Raw genomic sequence first — 16,544 nt, 5'->3', positions numbered from 1 at the left:
GGCCAAGACGTCCCGGCCGGGCCCTTCGATGTCGCCGTGCGCTACTGCGCGGACTTCTGGCGAGCCTCGGCTGCTTCGGCGCTGCCGCGAGCGGCCTCGGCCTCGGCTTCCTTCTTCGCGACGTCGCGCTGGGCGTCCGCCTTGTCCTGCTGGGCCTCGCCCTCGCGGCTCAGATCGTCATTGCCGGTCACGGTGCCGGCGACTTCCTTCGCCTTGCCCTTGACGTCTTCGACGACGCCCTTGACGCCTGCTTCGGGACCACTGTCGCTCATGGTTGCCTCTCGTTCGTAGGTGCTGTGGCGGTGACGGTGGGTCACGCCATCTTGCGTAGGACACACGGTCGCCGTGCGCCCCGTGCACGAAGGCTGCCCGACAACCCGTCCGACTAAACGGTCTCGGCACGCGACGTAGCCGTGACGCCAATTTCGTTGTTTTCCGCCCGTTTTGAGGCCGGGTTCGAGTGAGGGTGTGAGCCGTCCTGGTTTAGTCACACGCCCGTTGGGCATCCCCACCGGGAATGAGTTGGATCAATCGAGCGGGAGGCGGGACGACTTCGTGATCACACGTACGACGGCACCGCCCACCCGCGACTCCTGGTCGCCCGTTGCCGGTGAGGGGAGTGCTGGTGGTTAGCTACGAGCCAGCTCGGGGTAATCTCGCGTGGAGATCACATGGAGGGCGCGTGTCAGACGGTGAGTACGGCCACGACAGCGGGCATCGAAGCCCGCGATCAGTCGAGGTTCGAGTCGCAGCGAAGCTAGAGAACCTGGCGGTGTTGCGCACCGTGGTGGGCGCCGTCGGAACCTACGAGGACCTCGACTTCGACAGCGTGGCAGACCTTCGGCTGGCGGTGGACGAGGCGTGCACGCGACTGATCCGATCCGCGACGTCGGACGCCACCCTCGTCTTGGTCGTGCATCCGCTTGAAGAGCAACTGGTGGTCGACGTGTCGACGGCGTGTTCGTCGCCCGACATCGTCGTGCCGGGCAGCTTCAGCTGGCACGTGTTGAGTTCCTTGACCGACGACGTCAGCACATTCCACGACGGCCATGGCCCCGAAGACTCGCACATCTTCGGCATCTCCATGACGACGAGACGAGCGAGCTCGCTGAGGTGACGACGTCGTCCTCCCGGGGTTCGACGTCACGGTCGAACTCTGAATACGCGGACGTGGTCGACATGTTCCGCACCTTGCAGGGTCTGGAAGAGGGCTCGGCCAAATTCGTCCGCCAGCGTGACTCGATAGTCGAGCGCTGTCTGCCGCTGGCCGATCACATCGCCCGCCGGTTCGACGGTCGCGGTGAGCCCCGTGACGACCTGGTGCAGGTGGCTCGCGTCGGCTTGGTGAACGCGGTCATCCGCTTCAACGTGGACGCCGGATCGGACTTCGTGTCCTTCGCGGTGCCCACGATCATGGGTGAGGTTCGGCGCCACTTTCGCGACAACAGCTGGTCGGTCAAGGTGCCTCGACGCCTCAAGGAGCTACACCTCCGGCTCGGCGCTGCCAACGCCGAGTTGTCGCAGAAGCTCGGGCGCGCCCCCACCCCTTCGGAGCTCGCGGTTGAACTCGAAATGGACCGCGAGGAAATAGTCGAGGGCCTGGTGGCGGGCAGCTCCTACAACACGCTGTCCATCGACGGCGCCGGCGGTGGCACCGAAGAGGCCCCCGCCATCGCCGACACCCTTGGAGACGTCGACCTCAACCTCGACCAGATCGAAAACCGAGAGTCGTTGCGGCCCTTGCTCGCCAGTCTCCCGGAGCGCGAGCGCCAGGTGCTGCTGCTTCGCTTCTTCGAATCGATGACGCAGACGCAGATCGCCGAGCGGGTCGGCATCTCGCAGATGCACGTGTCGCGGTTGCTCGCGAAATCGCTGACGCGCCTGCGGGATCAGCTCGAGTAGAGCCTCAGGACAGCCAGCCCCGATACGGGTCCCACGCCGCGCCTGCGGGGGGAGCGTCGTCGCGGATGACGGTGGCCTGGATGAGGCCGTACGGGCGGTCGTCGGCGTTGAAGACTTCGTTGTCGTTCGCCAATCCGAACGGCGACAGGTCGTAGACGAAGTGGTGTTTGTTCGGAGCCGACAACCGGACTTCCGCGATGAACGGGTAAGCCTCCAGCACGGCCTTGCCCATCTCGAACAGCGTCTGCTGCAGGGCAAGTGACTGCACCACGGCGAACTGCTTGACCAGTTGAGCCTTGATGCCGACGTAGGTGGACTCCCAGTCGACGTCGGTAGAGGTGAACCGCCACTGGGCGACCAGCGACGTCGCCATCACCCGGTCGTGCGTCGGCTCCAGGACGGTGTACGGATCGGTGAGGAACCCGGAGAACTCCGAACCCGTCGACTTCAGGATGACCATGTCCTTGAGGCCGCCGACGACCGTTTCGCCCTGCGCGTCGACGGTGATCGCGGCAGTCCGAACCTCTTGACCCTTGCGGATCCACGTGTGGTCGTGCTCGGCGCCATCGACGATCGCGCGTTCCCAGGCGTACTCCTCGATCTCGATTCGGGCGCCCTCCACCGGTTCGACGTCTGCGACGAAGTGCCTGGCCAGGGTCAGGCCGTAGTCCTCGACGGACAACAACCCCTTCTCCTTGGCGTAGGCGTAGGCCGTCTGCTTCTGGGTGTCGGTGGGCAGCACCTTCGACTGATCGCCCGCCAAGTGGGCGGCACTGAAATCACCACGCAGACAGGTGGTTACGTTGACGTCGTGGATTTCGTGGCGCGGGGTGTCGCGGTAGATCCTGACGACCCGGGTCTCGGCCTTGCCGTACTGGTTGCCGCCCAGAATGATCTCGGACACCGCTCAACTCCCTCGGTAGGTGGAATAGGCATATGGCGAAAGCAGCACCGGGACGTGGTATTTGCCGCCCACGTCGGTGATTTCGAACGCGACGATCACCTCTGGGTAGAACGTCGGGACGTCCCGTGCGGCGAAGTACGCGCCCGTGTCGAAGTGCAGTCGGTACACCCCGGCGGGCAAGTCGGCGCCCAACGCGGCGATGCGCCCGTCGTCGTCGGTGGTCGCGACGGTCAGCGGCTCGCCAAGACGGTCTGCGAGCGTCACGGTGACACCTGCGGCGGGTCGGCCGGACGTGGCGTCGAGGACGTGAGTGGAGAGGCTCATGTGGTCACCCTCTCCCGTGAGCAGACGCAAACGGCCCTGTTTCGGCGCAATCGAGGGCCTTTCGTGTCTGCTCGCGGTGTGACTGGGCCGTCACGTGGGCTCGCTCAGCAGCCGCTCCAGCCGAAGCCGGTTGATCTTGGCCAGCTCGCTGCGCATCACCCGGCGCTCGGTCTCGGGATCGTTGTGGAGACGGTCGGCGAGGATGGCGAGCAGTTCCTCCGCCGAGCGCCCGCTGGCACACACCAGGTAGACGTAGCCGAACTTCTCGTCGTATTCGGCGTTCCTGAGCGCCAATTCGGCCTTGACGGAATCTGCGGCCGTCACCACCGCGGCTTGCTCCCGCGCCGAGGACGCGTTGTCGGCCTTCGCGCCAATCCGCGGGTGACCGTCGAGGGCCGCGTCGATCTCGGCGTCGGGAAGCTCGGCGAGCACTCGGTCGGCGCGATCCAGCAGCGCGCCGACGTCGTGAAAGGGGCCGCCCGCGAGGACGCGTCTGGCCCAGATGGGCGACGAGCACACACCGAACAACACGTTCATCTGTTGGCGGGCCGTCAGCCGGGTGAAGCCGTCCAAGCCCAGGGCTCCCTGAGTTGGCATCTACTGGAGTTCGTTGAGCCGGCTGAACCGGGCCGCTGCAATCGGATTCGCATCGGCGACCAGGTCGTCGAAGCGGTAGTTCGCGATCTTGGCGATCTCGATGAGGGCGAACGCGCGTTCCGCGGCCGGGGAGTTGTCGATCCTCGACCACCCGTTCCTCAGCACCCGGTCGAAGCGCTCGGTTTCGCGGGCACAGATGATCAACGGGAAGCCGAAGTGCTCGCGGTACGCGGCGGCCAGGTCCACGACGTCATTGTGGTCGTCCTCGTCGAGATTCGACAGCGCGACGTGGTCGACGGCCAGCGCGTGCCCCGTCTCATCCTCCGCGCCGAGGTCGTGAAAGGCGTTGAGCAACTCCGTCTGCTGCTCGGAGGTGCCCGTCAGCACGGCGTCCTGAAAGGCCTCCCGCAGGGCGGTCGTGTCGGCAAACGGCCGTTGCTCGAGCGCGCGGTCGACGGCCCACGACACGTCCTGAACCACGTGGCCGAACACCTCCGTGAAACGCTCCTTCGTCATCGAGTTCACCTCGTCGAGCGTGATGGAACCGCCGCCGGCCACCCGCGGGCCGCGAGAACCGGTGTGGAAGAACACGATGTTGAGCACGATCGCGGCGACGGCCCCGATGCTGATACCGCTGCCGAAGATTAGGTTCAGGCCGGTGGGCATCGCCTTGGCGATGTCGGGATAGGTCGTCACCCACAGCGCGAGAGCCAGACTGGTGGTGACGATGATGAGGTTGCGGTGATCTGTGAAGTCGACCTTGCCGAGGGTCTGGATGCCGACGACGGCGACGGTGGCGAACAGGGTCAGCGCGGCGCCGCCAAGCACCGGGTTGGGGATGGACGCGACGACCGCGGCCACCTTCGGCAGGAAGCCCAGGATGATCATGATGACGCCGGCCGCGGCAACCACCCACCGGCTCTTGACGCCGGTGAGGCGCACCAGGCCGACGTTCTCCGAGAACGCGGTGTAGGGGAACGAGTTGAAGATGCCGCCGATCGTGGTGGCCACCCCGTCGGCCCTCAGCACGTTGCCGATGTCGGAGGCCTTGACGCGCTTGCCGACGATCTCGCCGGTCGCGATGGTGCTTCCTGTCGACTCGACCGCGGTGATCAGCAGCACGATGATCATCGTGAGACACGCGACGAAGTCGAACTTGGGCAACCCGAACAGGAACGGCGGCGTGAAACCGAATGCCGACGCCTCGGCGACCTTGTCGAAGGTCATGTCGCCGAGCGCGTAGGCAACCGCGCAGCCGATGACGAGACCAAGCAGCACCGCGATGGTCGCCAGGAATCCACGGAACAGGCGCTGGATGCCGACGATGATCGCGATGGTGCCCAACGCGTAGAGGAACCACCGGATGTTGGTCGGATCTGGTTGGTGCGTGGCGGGATCGGTGACCGCGTCCAGCGCGCCGACGGGCACCAGACACAACCCGATGATGGTGATGAGCGTGCCGGTCACCACGGGCGGGAAGAATCTCAGCAGCTTGATGAAGATCGGCGCGATCAGGAACGTGAAGACGCCCGCGACGATCACTGCGCCGTAGACGTACAGCAGGCTCGGAGCGCCGCCCCCGTTGGCCAGGCCGATCGCGATGATCGGGGAAACGCCGGCGAACGTCACCCCCTGCAGTAGCGGCAGTCGAACACCGATCTTCCAGAACCCGACGGCCTGGATGATCGACGCGATCCCGCAGGTGAACAGGTCGGCCGTGATGAGCTTGACCAGTTGGTCCGCAGGCAGGTCGATGGCGCCGGCGATGATGATCGGCACGAGCACCGCGCCCGCGTAGAACGCGACGACGTGCTGGAACCCGTAGGTCGCGAGTTTGGGCAGCGGAAGCACCTCGTCGACCGGGTGCACGCGCTTCTTGCCGGTGGTGAGTGGCGGGGCCGACCTTGGGGTGGACACAGCTCAAGAATCGACCAGGTTGAGAATGTTCGCATGTCGAGAGCTCACTCCGTGGTCGGGGTCCTGCTGGCCGCCGGGGCCGGCACCCGCTACGGCATGCCCAAAGTGCTTGCGCAGCAGGGCGAGTGGCTGCACGTTGCGGTCGAGGCGCTGGCGAACGGCGGGTGCGACGACGTCGTGGTGGTAATGGGCGCCGCGGTGGTCGACGTCCCACCCCCGGCCCGCGCGGTGCTGGCCGAGGACTGGGCGACCGGAATGAGTGCGTCGCTGCGCGCCGGGCTGGACGCTGCGGGCGAGGCCGAGCTGTTGGTCCTGCATCTCGTCGACACCCCCGACGTCGGCGCCGACGTGATTACCCGCGTCGTCGGCGCGGCGGTGTCGTCGGCCTCGGGGTTGGCCCGCGCGACCTACGGCGGGCGCCCCGGCCACCCAGTGGTGATCGCACGACGGCACCGGGTCGCGCTGGCGGCGACGCTGCACGGCGACGAAGGCGCTCGCACCTTCCTGAAGGGGAGTCCGGGAGTGGTCTTCGTCGAATGTGGAGACCTCGCGACCGGGCTGGACATAGACGAAACGTAACCGGATGGTGGTATACACCTGAGTACGCAGGAATGGGGAGTTTCTGCCATGGGCAAGGGGGGCATCGGCCATGGGTAAGAAGAAGTGCATCGGGGTGGTGGACGCGGTCGACGGCACGCCAGCCGTCGAATCGGTCGAATTCGGCATCGACGGTCAGCTGTACTCGATTGACCTGTCGGCGGTCAACGCCGCGGAGCTTCGTCGAACGTTGGCGGAGTGGGCTCAAGCGGGACGACGGGTGCGGGCGCCGCAGAGACGCCACCTCGCCCGCGTCGACCCGTGGCGCAAACAGGTCAGCGGTCAAGAGCGCGTGCAGATCCGGGACTGGTGCAACGACAACGGGTTCCGCGTTGGCAGCAGGGGGCCGCTTCCGTTCGACGCGGTCGACGCCTTCCGGACCGCGAACTCCAGAGGCTAGAGCAGACCGAGCGCGGCGACGGCCGCGCGCTCGGATTGCAGTTCGGACACCGACGCGTCGATGCGGACCCGGGAGAACTCGTTGATCTCGAGGCCCTCGACGACGTGCCAGGCGCCGTCGACCGCGCGCACCGGCAGCGACGCCACGATGCCCTCTGGGATGCCGTACACACCCGGTGAGGGCAAGGCGACCGACGTCCAGTCGTCGGCGTCCGTGCCGTCGACCCAGTCGCGGACGTGGTCGATGGCGGCGTTGGCGGCCGACGCGGCGGACGACGTCCCGCGGGCCTCGATGATCGCGGTACCGCGGGTGGCGACGGTGGGGATGAAATCCCTTGTCAGCCAATCGGTGTCGGTGGCGAACTCGGCGCCGGGCCGACCGCCGACGACGGCGTGGAAGATGTCGGGATACATGCTCGGGGAGTGGTTGCCCCAGACCGTCACCCGAGAGACGTCGGTGACGTGCACGCCTGCGTGGGCGGCAAGCGCGGCGACGGCGCGGTTGTGGTCCAGCCGCGTCAGTGCGGTGAAGCGTTCCGCAGGCACGTCGGGTGCGTGGGCGGAGGCGACCAAGGCGTTGGTGTTGGCGGGGTTGCCGACCACCACGACTCGCACGTCGGACGACGCGCCGGCGTTGACGGCCCGTCCCGCGTCGGCGAAGATCGCGGCGTTGGCGGCCAGCAGGTCGGCGCGTTCCATGCCCTTGCTGCGGGGCTTGGCACCGACCAGCAACGCGACGTCGACGCCGTCGAAGGCACGGACCGGATCGTCGTGGATTTCAACGTCGACCAGCAGGTCGAAGGCGCTGTCGACCAGCTCCATCACCACGCCCTCGGCCGCTCGGATCGCCGAAGGCAGTTCCAGCAGCCGGAGCGTCACCGGGACGTCACGGCCGAGCAGTGCGCCCGCACCGATGCGAAAGAGGGCGGCGTAGCCGATCTGGCCGGCGGCGCCGGTGACGGTGACGACCTTCGGGCGGGCGGAGCTGGGTGGGCGGATAGCCGGCGCATGTCCGGGTGCGCTCACGTGTGCACCCGGATGTTGAGCACCTCCGAGGCGTAGCGCCGAACGGTGTCCTCGGACATCGCCGCTGCGTCCTCGTGGCCTGGGCGCGCCCTGCTCTCCATGAACCCGGTCTTCGGATTCAGGGTGATCTCGGCGAGGAGTTCACCGGTCGAGGGTTCGCACACCGCCCAGGTGTACATGCTGTCGTCGGCCCAGCCGTCCTCGGCGTCGTGCACGTAGTCGAGGTCGTGCTCACCGAGGTCGGCCAGCGCTGGGCGGTCGTCGACGCGGTCGTCGTAGCGCAGCCCGCGCAGGTACCACGTGCCGTTGTTGATTTCGACGGGTTCCATGATGGTGTCAACCGGTCGAGTGGCCAGTTACTGCACGCAGATCGCGAAGGAGCGTGCAGCACGTGGCCACTCGGCGGGTTCTCAGTCCTTGATCTCGGCGAGCACGGTGCCCTGCGTGACGGCGGCACCCGCCTCGACGGAGAGGCCGGTGATCGTGCCGTCCTTGTGGGCGGTCACCGGGTTCTCCATCTTCATGGCCTCGAGCACCGCGACGAGGTCGCCGGCCGAAACCTGCTGACCCTCTTCGACGGCAACCTTGACGACGGTGCCCTGCATCGGCGCGGTGACCGCGTCACCCGACACCGCGGCGCCGCCACTGGCGCCACGCTTGCGCGACTTCGGCTTCTTGCGGATGACACCGGGCGCGGCGGCACCGCCTCCGCCGCCGATGGCGAGATCACCGGGCAGCGACACCTCGACGCGGCGACCGCCGACCTCGACGACCACCTTCTGCCGGGGCAGGGTGTCCTCTTCGTCAAGCGGTGCGCCGGAGGTGAACGGCTCGACCGTGTTGTCCCACTCGGTCTCGATCCACCGCGTGTGGACCGTGAACCCGTTCTCGTCGCCGATGAAGGCGGGATCGGACACGACGGCGCGGTGGAACGGGATGACCGTCGCCAGGCCCTCGACGGTGAACTCGGCCAGCGCCCGACGCGAGCGGTCCAGGGCCTCCTCGCGGGTGGCGCCGGTGACGATCAGCTTGGCGAGCATCGAGTCGAACTGGCCGCCGATGACCGAGCCGGTCTCGACACCGGAGTCCAAGCGGACGCCGGGGCCGGTCGGCGGGTCGAACAGGGTGACGGGTCCCGGCGCGGGCAGGAATCCACGGCCGGCGTCCTCGCCGTTGATGCGGAACTCGAAGGAGTGACCGCGGGGAGTCGGATCCTCGGTGATGTCGAGGGCCTCGCCGTTGGCGATCCGGAACTGCTGGCGAACCAGGTCGATGCCCGAGGTCTCCTCGGTCACCGGGTGTTCGACCTGCAGCCGGGTGTTGACCTCGAGGAACGAGATCAGTCCGTCTTGGCCGACCAGGTATTCGACGGTGCCCGCGCCGTAGTAGCCGGCTTCCTTGCAGATGCGCTTGGCGGACTCGTGGATTTCCTTGCGCTGCGCGTCGGTCAAGAAGGGCGCCGGCGCTTCTTCCACCAGCTTCTGGAAGCGGCGCTGCAGCGAGCAGTCGCGGGTGCCGGCCACGACGACGTTGCCATGGGTGTCGGCGATGACCTGCGCCTCGACGTGGCGGGGCTTGTCCAGGTAGCGCTCGACGAAGCACTCGCCGCGGCCGAAGGCGGACACGGCTTCACGGGTGGCGGAGTCGAAGAGCTCGGGGATCTCTTCGATGGTGCGCGCGACCTTCATGCCGCGGCCGCCGCCGCCGAAGGCGGCTTTGATCGCGATCGGCACGCCGAATTCCTTGGCGAACGCGACGATTTCGTCGGCGTCCTTGACCGGCTCGGAGGTGCCGGGGACCAGCGGTGCGTTCGCCTTGGCGGCGATGTGGCGGGCGGTGACCTTGTCGCCGAGGTCGCGGATGGACTGGGGGCTGGGTCCGATCCAGATCAGCCCGGCGTCGAGGACGGCCTGGGCGAAGTCGGCGTTCTCCGACAGGAACCCGTATCCGGGGTGGATGGCGTTGGCACCGGACTTCTGCGCAGCGTCGAGGATCTTGGCGAAGTCGAGGTACGACTCGGCCGAGGTCTGGCCGCCGAGGGCGAAGGCCTCGTCGGCGAGCCGGACGTGCGGTGCGTCGGCATCGGGTTCGGCGTACACGGCCACGCTGGTGAGCCCCGCGTCCTTGGCGGCCCTGATCACTCGCACGGCGATTTCGCCCCGGTTGGCGACGAGCACCTTGGCGATCTTCGAGCTGGCGTGACTTGGCACTGCGCCTCCTGATGGCATGTTCTCTAAGAAACCTCTTTAAGAATGTATCGGAGGCAGTTTAAGCGGCGCGCTAGGGTCGTCGGCGCGCCGGTCCCCTACTGGTGAGTAGGTACGTTCGGCCGGCTGAGTCTCACGGCTGATAGCCGGTTCGCCGCTTGCGCATCGCGTTCCGGCGGTTTCGCACCGCCTGCAGCACCGAACCTTCCGCCCCGTAGGGGTGGCCGTACTGCAGCAGCAGGGTCACCCTCAGCGTGTCCGTTGGCCAGGGCAGCGTGGCGTGCAACGAGCGGTAGCCCCTGAAGACGTAGACGTCACCGGGAGTGAGGTGAACGGTGAACGCCGACGGGTTGGCGTCGAAGCGTCGCCGCAGCGTCCGGCCGTAGACACCGTTGTGCACCAGCAAGCGCTCGGCCGCGTCGACCGTTGCCGAGCGTCGATGCGGGCGATGGTCGGGGAACAACGCCAGATCGCCCGCGCCGTCGGGAACGACGACGGGAACGAGCATCGTCACCGCGTTCGCGTCGTAGTGCCAGTCGAAGGGCGGCGAGTCCACCGCCGAGCCGTCGAGGATGCGCAAGACGCGCTGTCGGTACCCGGCGAACCCAGGCGCGGCGGACACCGAAGGTGGCGTCAGGGAGTGCAGGAACGATTCGACGCGTTCGTCGACGGCCAACTCCGCGATGGTGGGGCAGTCCCACCGGTCGGCGTCGACGAGGCTGTGTTCGCCCGAACCGTGCCGAGAGAGGAAACCGTCGACGTCGGCGCGTGCCTCGGCGAGCCACTCCGGCGGTATGACGCCGGGGAGGCGGACCAGTCCCGTCCGCTCGAGATCGGCACGCGTATGTCCGTCGTGGCGTCCGAGATTGGCCGCTATCACGCTGCTTCGTCGCTGCTCACGCATCTCGGCCATCCGTAAAAGCTTAGCCGCGCCGGCCTCACGCTCAAGGGGCTTGTAGACGGGAATTCGGGCTGTCGACGAGCGGTGCGGTCATGGCGCATCGACGCGCTCTTGCGGACTCCTCGTTGTGGTGCAGGACTCGCATGGTCGTGCTGCACCAGCAAAGATCGCCGCAGCTCAACTAAGGGCGGATGAAAAATTTATGACTGGCCGAGTCGGCGTTTGATACGGGTCAACATCGCCGACATGCCCCTGAGACGCAGCGGGCTGATCAGCTTGGCCAGCCCGAGGTCGGCGTAGAAGTCGTCCGGCACGGCGAGGATTTCGTCGGCCGAGAGCTCGTCGAGGCCAGCGGACAGGATCGCCGCGAAGCCGCGCGTCGTCGGCGCCTCGGGCGGCGCACTGAAGTACAGCCGGACGCGAGCGCGGTCAGTGGCGTCGACGTGCAGGAACAGCGGTGACTGGCACTCCGGCACCGGTTCCATGGCGGACTCTTCGAGTTCGGCGGGGATTGGCGGCAGTTCGTTCGCGAACTCCAGCAGGAGCTGAAGCTTGTCTTGGCCCTGCATATCGGCGAAGTCCGACACCACCTCCGCCAGCGCGGCAGGCATGGCACTCATGCCTGGCCCGGCGCCTCACCCGGATCGGTTCCGACCGCGACGGGAACGCGCACCGCATTGCCCCACTCGGTCCACGAGCCGTCGTAGTTGCGGACGCCGTCCTTGCCGAGCAGATGAGTCAGCACGAACCAAGTGTGGCTCGAGCGTTCACCGATGCGGCAGTAGACGATCGTCTCGTCCTCGGGATGCAGGAAGTCGTACAGCTCGTCGAGTTCGGCCCGGCTGCGGAACTGTCCGTTGTCCCTGGCGGCCTTGGCCCACGGGATCGACGTCGCCGTCGGAATGTGGCCGCCGCGCAACGCGCCCTCTTCGGGGTAGTCGGGCATGTGGGTCCGCTCGCCGGTGTACTCCATGGGGGATCGGACGTCGATCAGGGGCTGGCGTCCGAGGTTGGTCAGGACGTCGTCCTTGAAGGCGCGGATCGGGGCGTCGTCGCGCTCGACGACGGGGTAGCCGCTCGTCGTCTTGGACGGCACGTCGAGGTTGGTGTCACGACCGTTGGACACCCAGAGGTCGCGGCCACCGTCGAGCAACCGCACGTCCGGATGACCGAACAGCGTGAACACCCACAGGGCGTAGGCCGCCCACCAGTTGCTCTTGTCGCCGTAGATGACGACGGTGTCGTCGCGGCCGATGCCCTTGCGGTCCATCAGCGCGGCGAACTGTGCGCCGTCGATGTAGTCGCGGACGCGGTCGTCGTTGAGGTCGGTGTGCCAGTCGATCTTGACCGCGCCGGGAATGTGCCCGGTGTCGTAGAGGAGGACGTCCTCGTCTGACTCGACGATGGCGAGCCCTGGCCTGCCGATGTTGCCGGCCAACCAGTCGGCGGTCACCAGCCGTTCGGGGTGGGCGTAGGCGGCGAGGGAGGGATGCGGGTCTGCAGGCAGCGACACTCCTGCAGCCTACTTGTTGGGCGTAGACGGGTCGGACCCTCAGTGTCGACTGGTCGACCGTCGACACTGGCACCGTGTCGCCGATGCCGACGCGCGGCGAGATCGTCGACTCCGAGCCGGTGTCTCGCAGCCCGTCGGGGTTACCAGCGAATGCGACAGGCCGGCCGGTTCGGGATGTCTACGGGTCTCCCCATGCTCGATTCCGTTGTCCGACGGTGCTTTCCGCAGCCTTCGTGCCTGAGGGAGCCTTCAACGTGTCCGATCTCTTGCGACTGCCGTCTTGCTCCGGGCCATGACGCCGACGTCGTTTGCCGATCGCGGCGAGACGGTCTTGATTCGATCGGCGCATTATGGCGCGGCTTCTGAGCCACGCGTCTAATGTTTGTCTGCAGCGTTCTTTTCATTTCCCGCGGTGGAAGCGTGTTGGAAAGGTCGATATGCGTGCGACGCTTGAGGTTGTCTGCTGGCTGCTTCCGCCAGGGCGGCTAAAGAATGCATTGCTGCGCCGGTTCGGTCATGATGTCTCGGCCACCGCACGAATATGGCCGTCAATCGTCCTCGGTGTCGAACACTTCGAGATCGGTGCCGACGTTTTGATTTCGCCGGGAAACGTATTCAAGAACTTGGCTTTGGTTCGCCTCGATGAGGGCGTAATAATCGGATCGTGGAACTGGATCAGTGCCGCGCCAGAATTTCAACGTGTAAATCCAGAGGCCGGAACTCTGCACATGGGGTACGGGGCGGCTATGACCAGCCGTCACTACCTGGATTGTTCCGGCACGATCATCATGAAGCGGCATGCGCGAATCGGAGGCGGCCGGGCCTATCTTCAGACTCACGAAGCGGACCTCGAGAACTTTCGACAGACGGTGGGACGCATCGTCATCGGCGATCATGCGTTGGTAGCGACATGCGCGGTGATGCTGAAGGGAGCACACCTGCCGGATCGCTCGCTACTGGCAGCGAGTTCGACGATGCTCGCGTCGTCCGCGGATTCGCAGCAATCGGGCCTCTACGCCGGATCGCCTGCACGGTGGCGCCGCGAGCTCGACGGTGAGTATTTTCGAACGACAGATCACATGATCACTGAATTCGTCGTCGACGGACCAATCGGCTTGCTCAGGGATGAACCCGGGACGAATTTCTCATGAGCCTCACCAGCGTGAAACTCCCGGGCGACCACACGTCGGCCAATCGGGTCGATCGAGATTTTCGAAGGCACGTCGATGCCTGACCGTCGGACGAAGGATGTGCTGCTGCAGGCCGGTTCGTTAGTCACGGCGTCGGAAACCGTTCGCCGCCTTCTTAAACGGTCGATCGCCAACGGACGCATATCGCAAGCGGCTTGGTCACGCATACCGGTCGACGCGGTGTTCGGCGTGCACGTTGCACCCGGCGCGAGCTTCGATTACGCGGCGACGGCTACAGACACCCTCGGGCGATACTTGTTCTGGCGAGGGATGGACGGATGGGAGCCGGAAACGACGCGTGTGTTTGCCGCACTGGCCAAATCCGCTCGCGGCGTCGTCGATGCGGGGGCCCATACGGGCTTGTATACGCTGCTCAGCTGTGCCGTTAATCCGTCGGCGCGCGTATACGCCTTTGAGCCGGTACCGCGAATTGCGAACGTCCTTCGCGAGAATATCGCACGGAACGGGTGGGAAGAACGCTGCACCGTGTTCGAGAACCCCGTGGCGGAGGCAGACGGTTACGTTCCCTTCCATATACCAGCGTCGTCAACTCCCATGTCGGCGAGCCTTGATCCACGAGGTGTACAGATCGGTCGGCGGGACCCCGCCTGGCAGCATCTAGGCGGGTCTGTGACGAGATCCTTCGCGCGTGCCATCGATTCCTGTCTCGGCGACACCGCCCCGGTCGACCTCGTCAAAATCGACGTCGAAGGCTTCGAGGATCGCGCAATAGCCGGGCTTGGGTCGACGCTCGTCAAATGGGCGCCAGCGGTCATCTTCGAAGTGATAGAGGCGGCCAAGCGTGAGGAAATCGAACGCACTTTTCGCGAACGCGGCTATTCGTTCTACAAGCTTGGGGCGAGAGGTCCGGAAGAATGCGCCAGCTTGCGTCCACCCTCGGACACTCGGTATCGAAACTATCTCGCCGTCCGGCAATCCCGTCACAAGGAGACGGTGGAATCCCTCGCCGTACGGATCTGATGTGGTGCCGTGTTCTGGCGGCAGCATCCGACGACAAGTGCTCCCGCTGAACGCTCGACCTCGACAACCTACTTTTCCAGCAATTCCGTCCGGGTAGCTGGGCGGTGGCGTATTTTTGATTTGGTTCCATGTGCTCGGAGCCAATCGGGGGTGGTTCCACGTGAAAGAGTTCGTCCATCGATTCATCGTGGCGCTGGGCGCGCTGTCAATTTTCTTCGTGGCCTTTGGTAGCGGCGTCGCGGCCGCCGATACGTTTGCGGGCGTCACCTATGCCAGGGCAGTCGAAGTCATCGGGCAGTTGAAGGCCAACGTCGTCGTGGCGGGAGTGGTCGGCGACCGACTTCCGAGGGACGAGTGCATCGTCACCCGCTCTCAGCGAGATCAGAAGAACAACGTAATGCTCTTCCTCAATTGCAACGCGACGGTTGCCTCCGCCACTCAGTCGGGCAATTCTGCGGCCAGCCCGGCGGGCCGGGAGGCCAAGGACAACCAGGCCAAGGCCGATTACATCAACGCTGATCCGGCGAACTGTGCGATATCGGACGCAATGGTGAAGGCGTGCAAGGACTTTTGCGACGCCCACGGTCCACTATGCTCTGCTGGCCAATGAGTCTGCAGTGCCTGCCGAGAGTTCACCGATAGAGGCGATCTTCGCTGACTGTCACCGTGATGTTGGGCCCGTTTGAGATGACGGCCCCCACGCCCGTACCGCAACACGCGGGAGTCGCGCCAACCTCCATTTACTTCCCCAACGCCGTCGGCAAGATAGTGATTGGGCTAGTCCTGCTTGCTGCGCTTACGGCCCCGTGGACCGGCGTCAAGTTGCCCAGCGGAGGTGCTCCCGCAGACGTACTGATCGTGCTGTCACTCGGCGTGATCGCCCTGATGGTGGTGTTCGGTGACCTGCGGTTCTCAATCCCCGTATGGCCGTTGTTTCCCTGCGTGGCAATCGCAACCTGCGTTCTCGTACGCCACCTGGATCCCTCGCCGGCGTACGTGAGGGTGCTACGCATGCAAATCTACGGATATTATCCGGACGACATCACCAAGGCGTTGTTCTGGTTCTTTGCGATTCTGTTCGTTCCGACTGCCATCGTGGCGTGTTCGGCAATCGATCGCAGAGCCCCGGTATGGACGATGGGTGCTTTCGTGGTGGGGACTACGGTTTCAAGTGCTGTCGCGATCGGTGACCTGATCGGCCTGACACCCCACATCGGGCGCTTCCTGGGTGAGTCCACTCAGATTTGCACGTACACATGCTTCAACGCCGGGGGAGGCGTTCGGATGAACGGGCTCACCGACCACCCCAACACCCTTGGCATCACAGTTGCCATCTCCGTTCCGGTCGCCGTGTACTTCCTGGCGACGATGCAGCGGAAGTGGATACCCGCCGTATCGCTAGTTTTGTTGTTCGGGGGCATCTTGGCTTCCGGATCGCGGGGCGCTCAGGCGGTGACGCCGCTGTGTGCTCTCGCCTCTGTGTTCTGCATTCCCAAGGGCAGATCTGTTGGCCGCATTCGCTCAATTGCCATAATCGGAATGATCGTGGGTGGCGTGGTCGCATTGCTAGCCCTTCCCACGCAAGTACGACAGAGGCTGTTCCGAGCATTTTCTGGCTCGTCTGATGCGGCCGGAAGCGATTCAGAGCGACTTCGATTGTTTCGAGCTGCGATAGCGGACTGGCAGGCGCACCCAGTCTTTGGTTCCGGCATTCGCCACCTCGTCGAGGCGCACAACATCTACCTCCAATTTCTGGCATCAGGTGGTCTGGTACTCGCGATGGCGATGCTCGTCTACTTTCTGTTGATACTCCACGACTCGTGGCAATTGTCGAGTCAGGGCCTGATCTACGCGCGCTTTCTGATGATCTCGTTGGGAACATGGCTTGTCCTTGGTCTAGTGGAGAATGCGATCGCCGACAGGTACCTGTATTACGCGGTCGGTTCGATCGCGGCGCTGAGTTGGATCCATCTGCCAGGGAGGCGAAACGGCCCGCCGATCGTCGAAAGCCACCGCGAGCACGCCCCTGCCTTCGTCATCGGGAGTGCGCGCAACGCTTCGTCGTGAGCGGACGTAGCCGGGCATC

Annotated in this window: 19 protein-coding genes; 8 read left to right on the top strand and 11 right to left on the bottom strand. The window is 65.5% G+C overall.

Annotated elements, in window-relative coordinates:
- Positions 1-41: 41 nt before the first annotated feature.
- Complete coding sequence (locus ASD37_RS21610; protein WP_056556253.1) at positions 42-272, bottom strand: CsbD family protein; 231 nt, start codon at positions 270-272, stop codon at positions 42-44.
- Between the two features lie 410 nt (positions 273-682).
- On the opposite strand from ASD37_RS21610, the gene ASD37_RS21605 reads away from it, so the two are divergent.
- Both ASD37_RS21605 and ASD37_RS21600 read left to right on the top strand, forming a co-directional pair.
- Positions 683-1,117, top strand: coding sequence for an ATP-binding protein (locus ASD37_RS21605; RefSeq protein ID WP_056556249.1), 435 nt, complete (start codon positions 683-685; stop codon positions 1,115-1,117).
- Positions 1,114-1,902 (top strand): RNA polymerase sigma factor SigF, encoded by a 789-nt coding sequence (locus tag ASD37_RS21600; protein WP_056556246.1) that lies wholly within the window; start codon positions 1,114-1,116, stop codon positions 1,900-1,902. Before ASD37_RS21605 ends, ASD37_RS21600 begins: the two co-directional genes overlap by 4 nt.
- Before the next feature lie 4 nt (positions 1,903-1,906).
- Here the strand turns inward: ASD37_RS21600 and pucL are convergent, their stop codons facing one another.
- The 4 genes from pucL to ASD37_RS21580 form a co-directional block, all read right to left on the bottom strand.
- Positions 1,907-2,806: a factor-independent urate hydroxylase gene (pucL, locus tag ASD37_RS21595; protein ID WP_056556243.1), complete on the bottom strand. Its 900-nt coding sequence runs from the start codon at positions 2,804-2,806 to the stop codon at positions 1,907-1,909.
- 3 nt (positions 2,807-2,809) lie between these two features.
- Complete coding sequence (gene uraH / locus ASD37_RS21590) at positions 2,810-3,130, bottom strand: hydroxyisourate hydrolase (RefSeq protein WP_056557475.1); 321 nt, start codon at positions 3,128-3,130, stop codon at positions 2,810-2,812.
- Between the two features lie 90 nt (positions 3,131-3,220).
- Positions 3,221-3,727: a 2-oxo-4-hydroxy-4-carboxy-5-ureidoimidazoline decarboxylase gene (uraD, locus tag ASD37_RS21585; RefSeq protein ID WP_082570324.1), complete on the bottom strand. Its 507-nt coding sequence runs from the start codon at positions 3,725-3,727 to the stop codon at positions 3,221-3,223.
- Complete coding sequence (locus ASD37_RS21580) at positions 3,728-5,644, bottom strand: solute carrier family 23 protein (protein WP_056556240.1); 1,917 nt, start codon at positions 5,642-5,644, stop codon at positions 3,728-3,730. It abuts the gene before it with no gap.
- A gap of 33 nt (positions 5,645-5,677) precedes the next feature.
- Here ASD37_RS21580 and ASD37_RS21575 point away from each other — a divergent pair, with 33 nt between their 5' ends.
- Positions 5,678-6,223 (top strand): NTP transferase domain-containing protein, encoded by a 546-nt coding sequence (locus ASD37_RS21575; RefSeq protein ID WP_056556237.1) that lies wholly within the window; start codon positions 5,678-5,680, stop codon positions 6,221-6,223.
- A gap of 70 nt (positions 6,224-6,293) precedes the next feature.
- Positions 6,294-6,641 carry an Lsr2 family protein gene (locus ASD37_RS21570; protein WP_056556233.1) on the top strand — a complete coding sequence of 116 codons (348 nt, stop codon included), beginning with the start codon at positions 6,294-6,296 and terminating at the stop codon, positions 6,639-6,641.
- On the opposite strand, the gene ASD37_RS21565 is transcribed toward ASD37_RS21570, so the two are convergent.
- The 6 genes from ASD37_RS21565 to ASD37_RS21540 all read right to left on the bottom strand — a co-directional run bounded on the left by ASD37_RS21565 (position 6,638) and on the right by ASD37_RS21540 (position 12,287).
- Complete coding sequence (locus ASD37_RS21565) at positions 6,638-7,666, bottom strand: malate dehydrogenase (RefSeq protein WP_370073074.1); 1,029 nt, start codon at positions 7,664-7,666, stop codon at positions 6,638-6,640. The genes ASD37_RS21570 and ASD37_RS21565 overlap by 4 nt on opposite strands.
- Entirely contained in the window at positions 7,663-7,995 is a 333-nt protein-coding gene (locus tag ASD37_RS21560; RefSeq protein ID WP_056556229.1) for a hypothetical protein, read from the bottom strand. Before ASD37_RS21560 ends, ASD37_RS21565 begins: the two co-directional genes overlap by 4 nt.
- 81 nt (positions 7,996-8,076) lie before the next feature.
- Complete coding sequence (locus ASD37_RS21555) at positions 8,077-9,876, bottom strand: acetyl/propionyl/methylcrotonyl-CoA carboxylase subunit alpha (protein WP_056556227.1); 1,800 nt, start codon at positions 9,874-9,876, stop codon at positions 8,077-8,079.
- Positions 9,877-10,006: 130 nt separating this feature from the next.
- Positions 10,007-10,786, bottom strand: coding sequence for a hypothetical protein (locus tag ASD37_RS21550; RefSeq protein ID WP_056556223.1), 780 nt, complete (start codon positions 10,784-10,786; stop codon positions 10,007-10,009).
- A 188-nt stretch (positions 10,787-10,974) separates the two neighbouring features.
- Complete coding sequence (locus tag ASD37_RS21545; protein WP_056556220.1) at positions 10,975-11,394, bottom strand: SufE family protein; 420 nt, start codon at positions 11,392-11,394, stop codon at positions 10,975-10,977.
- Positions 11,391-12,287 (bottom strand): sulfurtransferase, encoded by an 897-nt coding sequence (locus tag ASD37_RS21540; protein ID WP_056556218.1) that lies wholly within the window; start codon positions 12,285-12,287, stop codon positions 11,391-11,393. Before ASD37_RS21540 ends, ASD37_RS21545 begins: the two co-directional genes overlap by 4 nt.
- A gap of 350 nt (positions 12,288-12,637) precedes the next feature.
- On the opposite strand from ASD37_RS21540, the gene ASD37_RS31615 reads away from it, so the two are divergent.
- The 4 genes from ASD37_RS31615 (at position 12,638) to ASD37_RS21520 (ending at position 16,525) form a co-directional block, all read left to right on the top strand.
- Positions 12,638-13,438, top strand: a complete 801-nt coding sequence (locus tag ASD37_RS31615; protein ID WP_156721016.1) for a hypothetical protein — start codon at positions 12,638-12,640, stop codon at positions 13,436-13,438.
- 75 nt (positions 13,439-13,513) lie between these two features.
- Positions 13,514-14,458 carry an FkbM family methyltransferase gene (locus tag ASD37_RS31125; RefSeq protein ID WP_082570323.1) on the top strand — a complete coding sequence of 315 codons (945 nt, stop codon included), beginning with the start codon at positions 13,514-13,516 and terminating at the stop codon, positions 14,456-14,458.
- A gap of 160 nt (positions 14,459-14,618) precedes the next feature.
- Positions 14,619-15,068, top strand: a complete 450-nt coding sequence (locus ASD37_RS21525; protein ID WP_156721015.1) for a hypothetical protein — start codon at positions 14,619-14,621, stop codon at positions 15,066-15,068.
- 401 nt (positions 15,069-15,469) lie between these two features.
- Positions 15,470-16,525 (top strand): O-antigen ligase, encoded by a 1,056-nt coding sequence (locus tag ASD37_RS21520; RefSeq protein ID WP_162253299.1) that lies wholly within the window; start codon positions 15,470-15,472, stop codon positions 16,523-16,525.
- Positions 16,526-16,544: the final 19 nt, after the last annotated feature.

It is taken from the genome of Mycobacterium sp. Root135 (genome assembly GCF_001426545.1).
Lineage (GTDB): Bacteria > Actinomycetota > Actinomycetes > Mycobacteriales > Mycobacteriaceae > Mycobacterium.
Note: the sequence above shows the minus strand (reverse complement) of the source record. Positions and strands in the feature narration are given on the sequence as shown.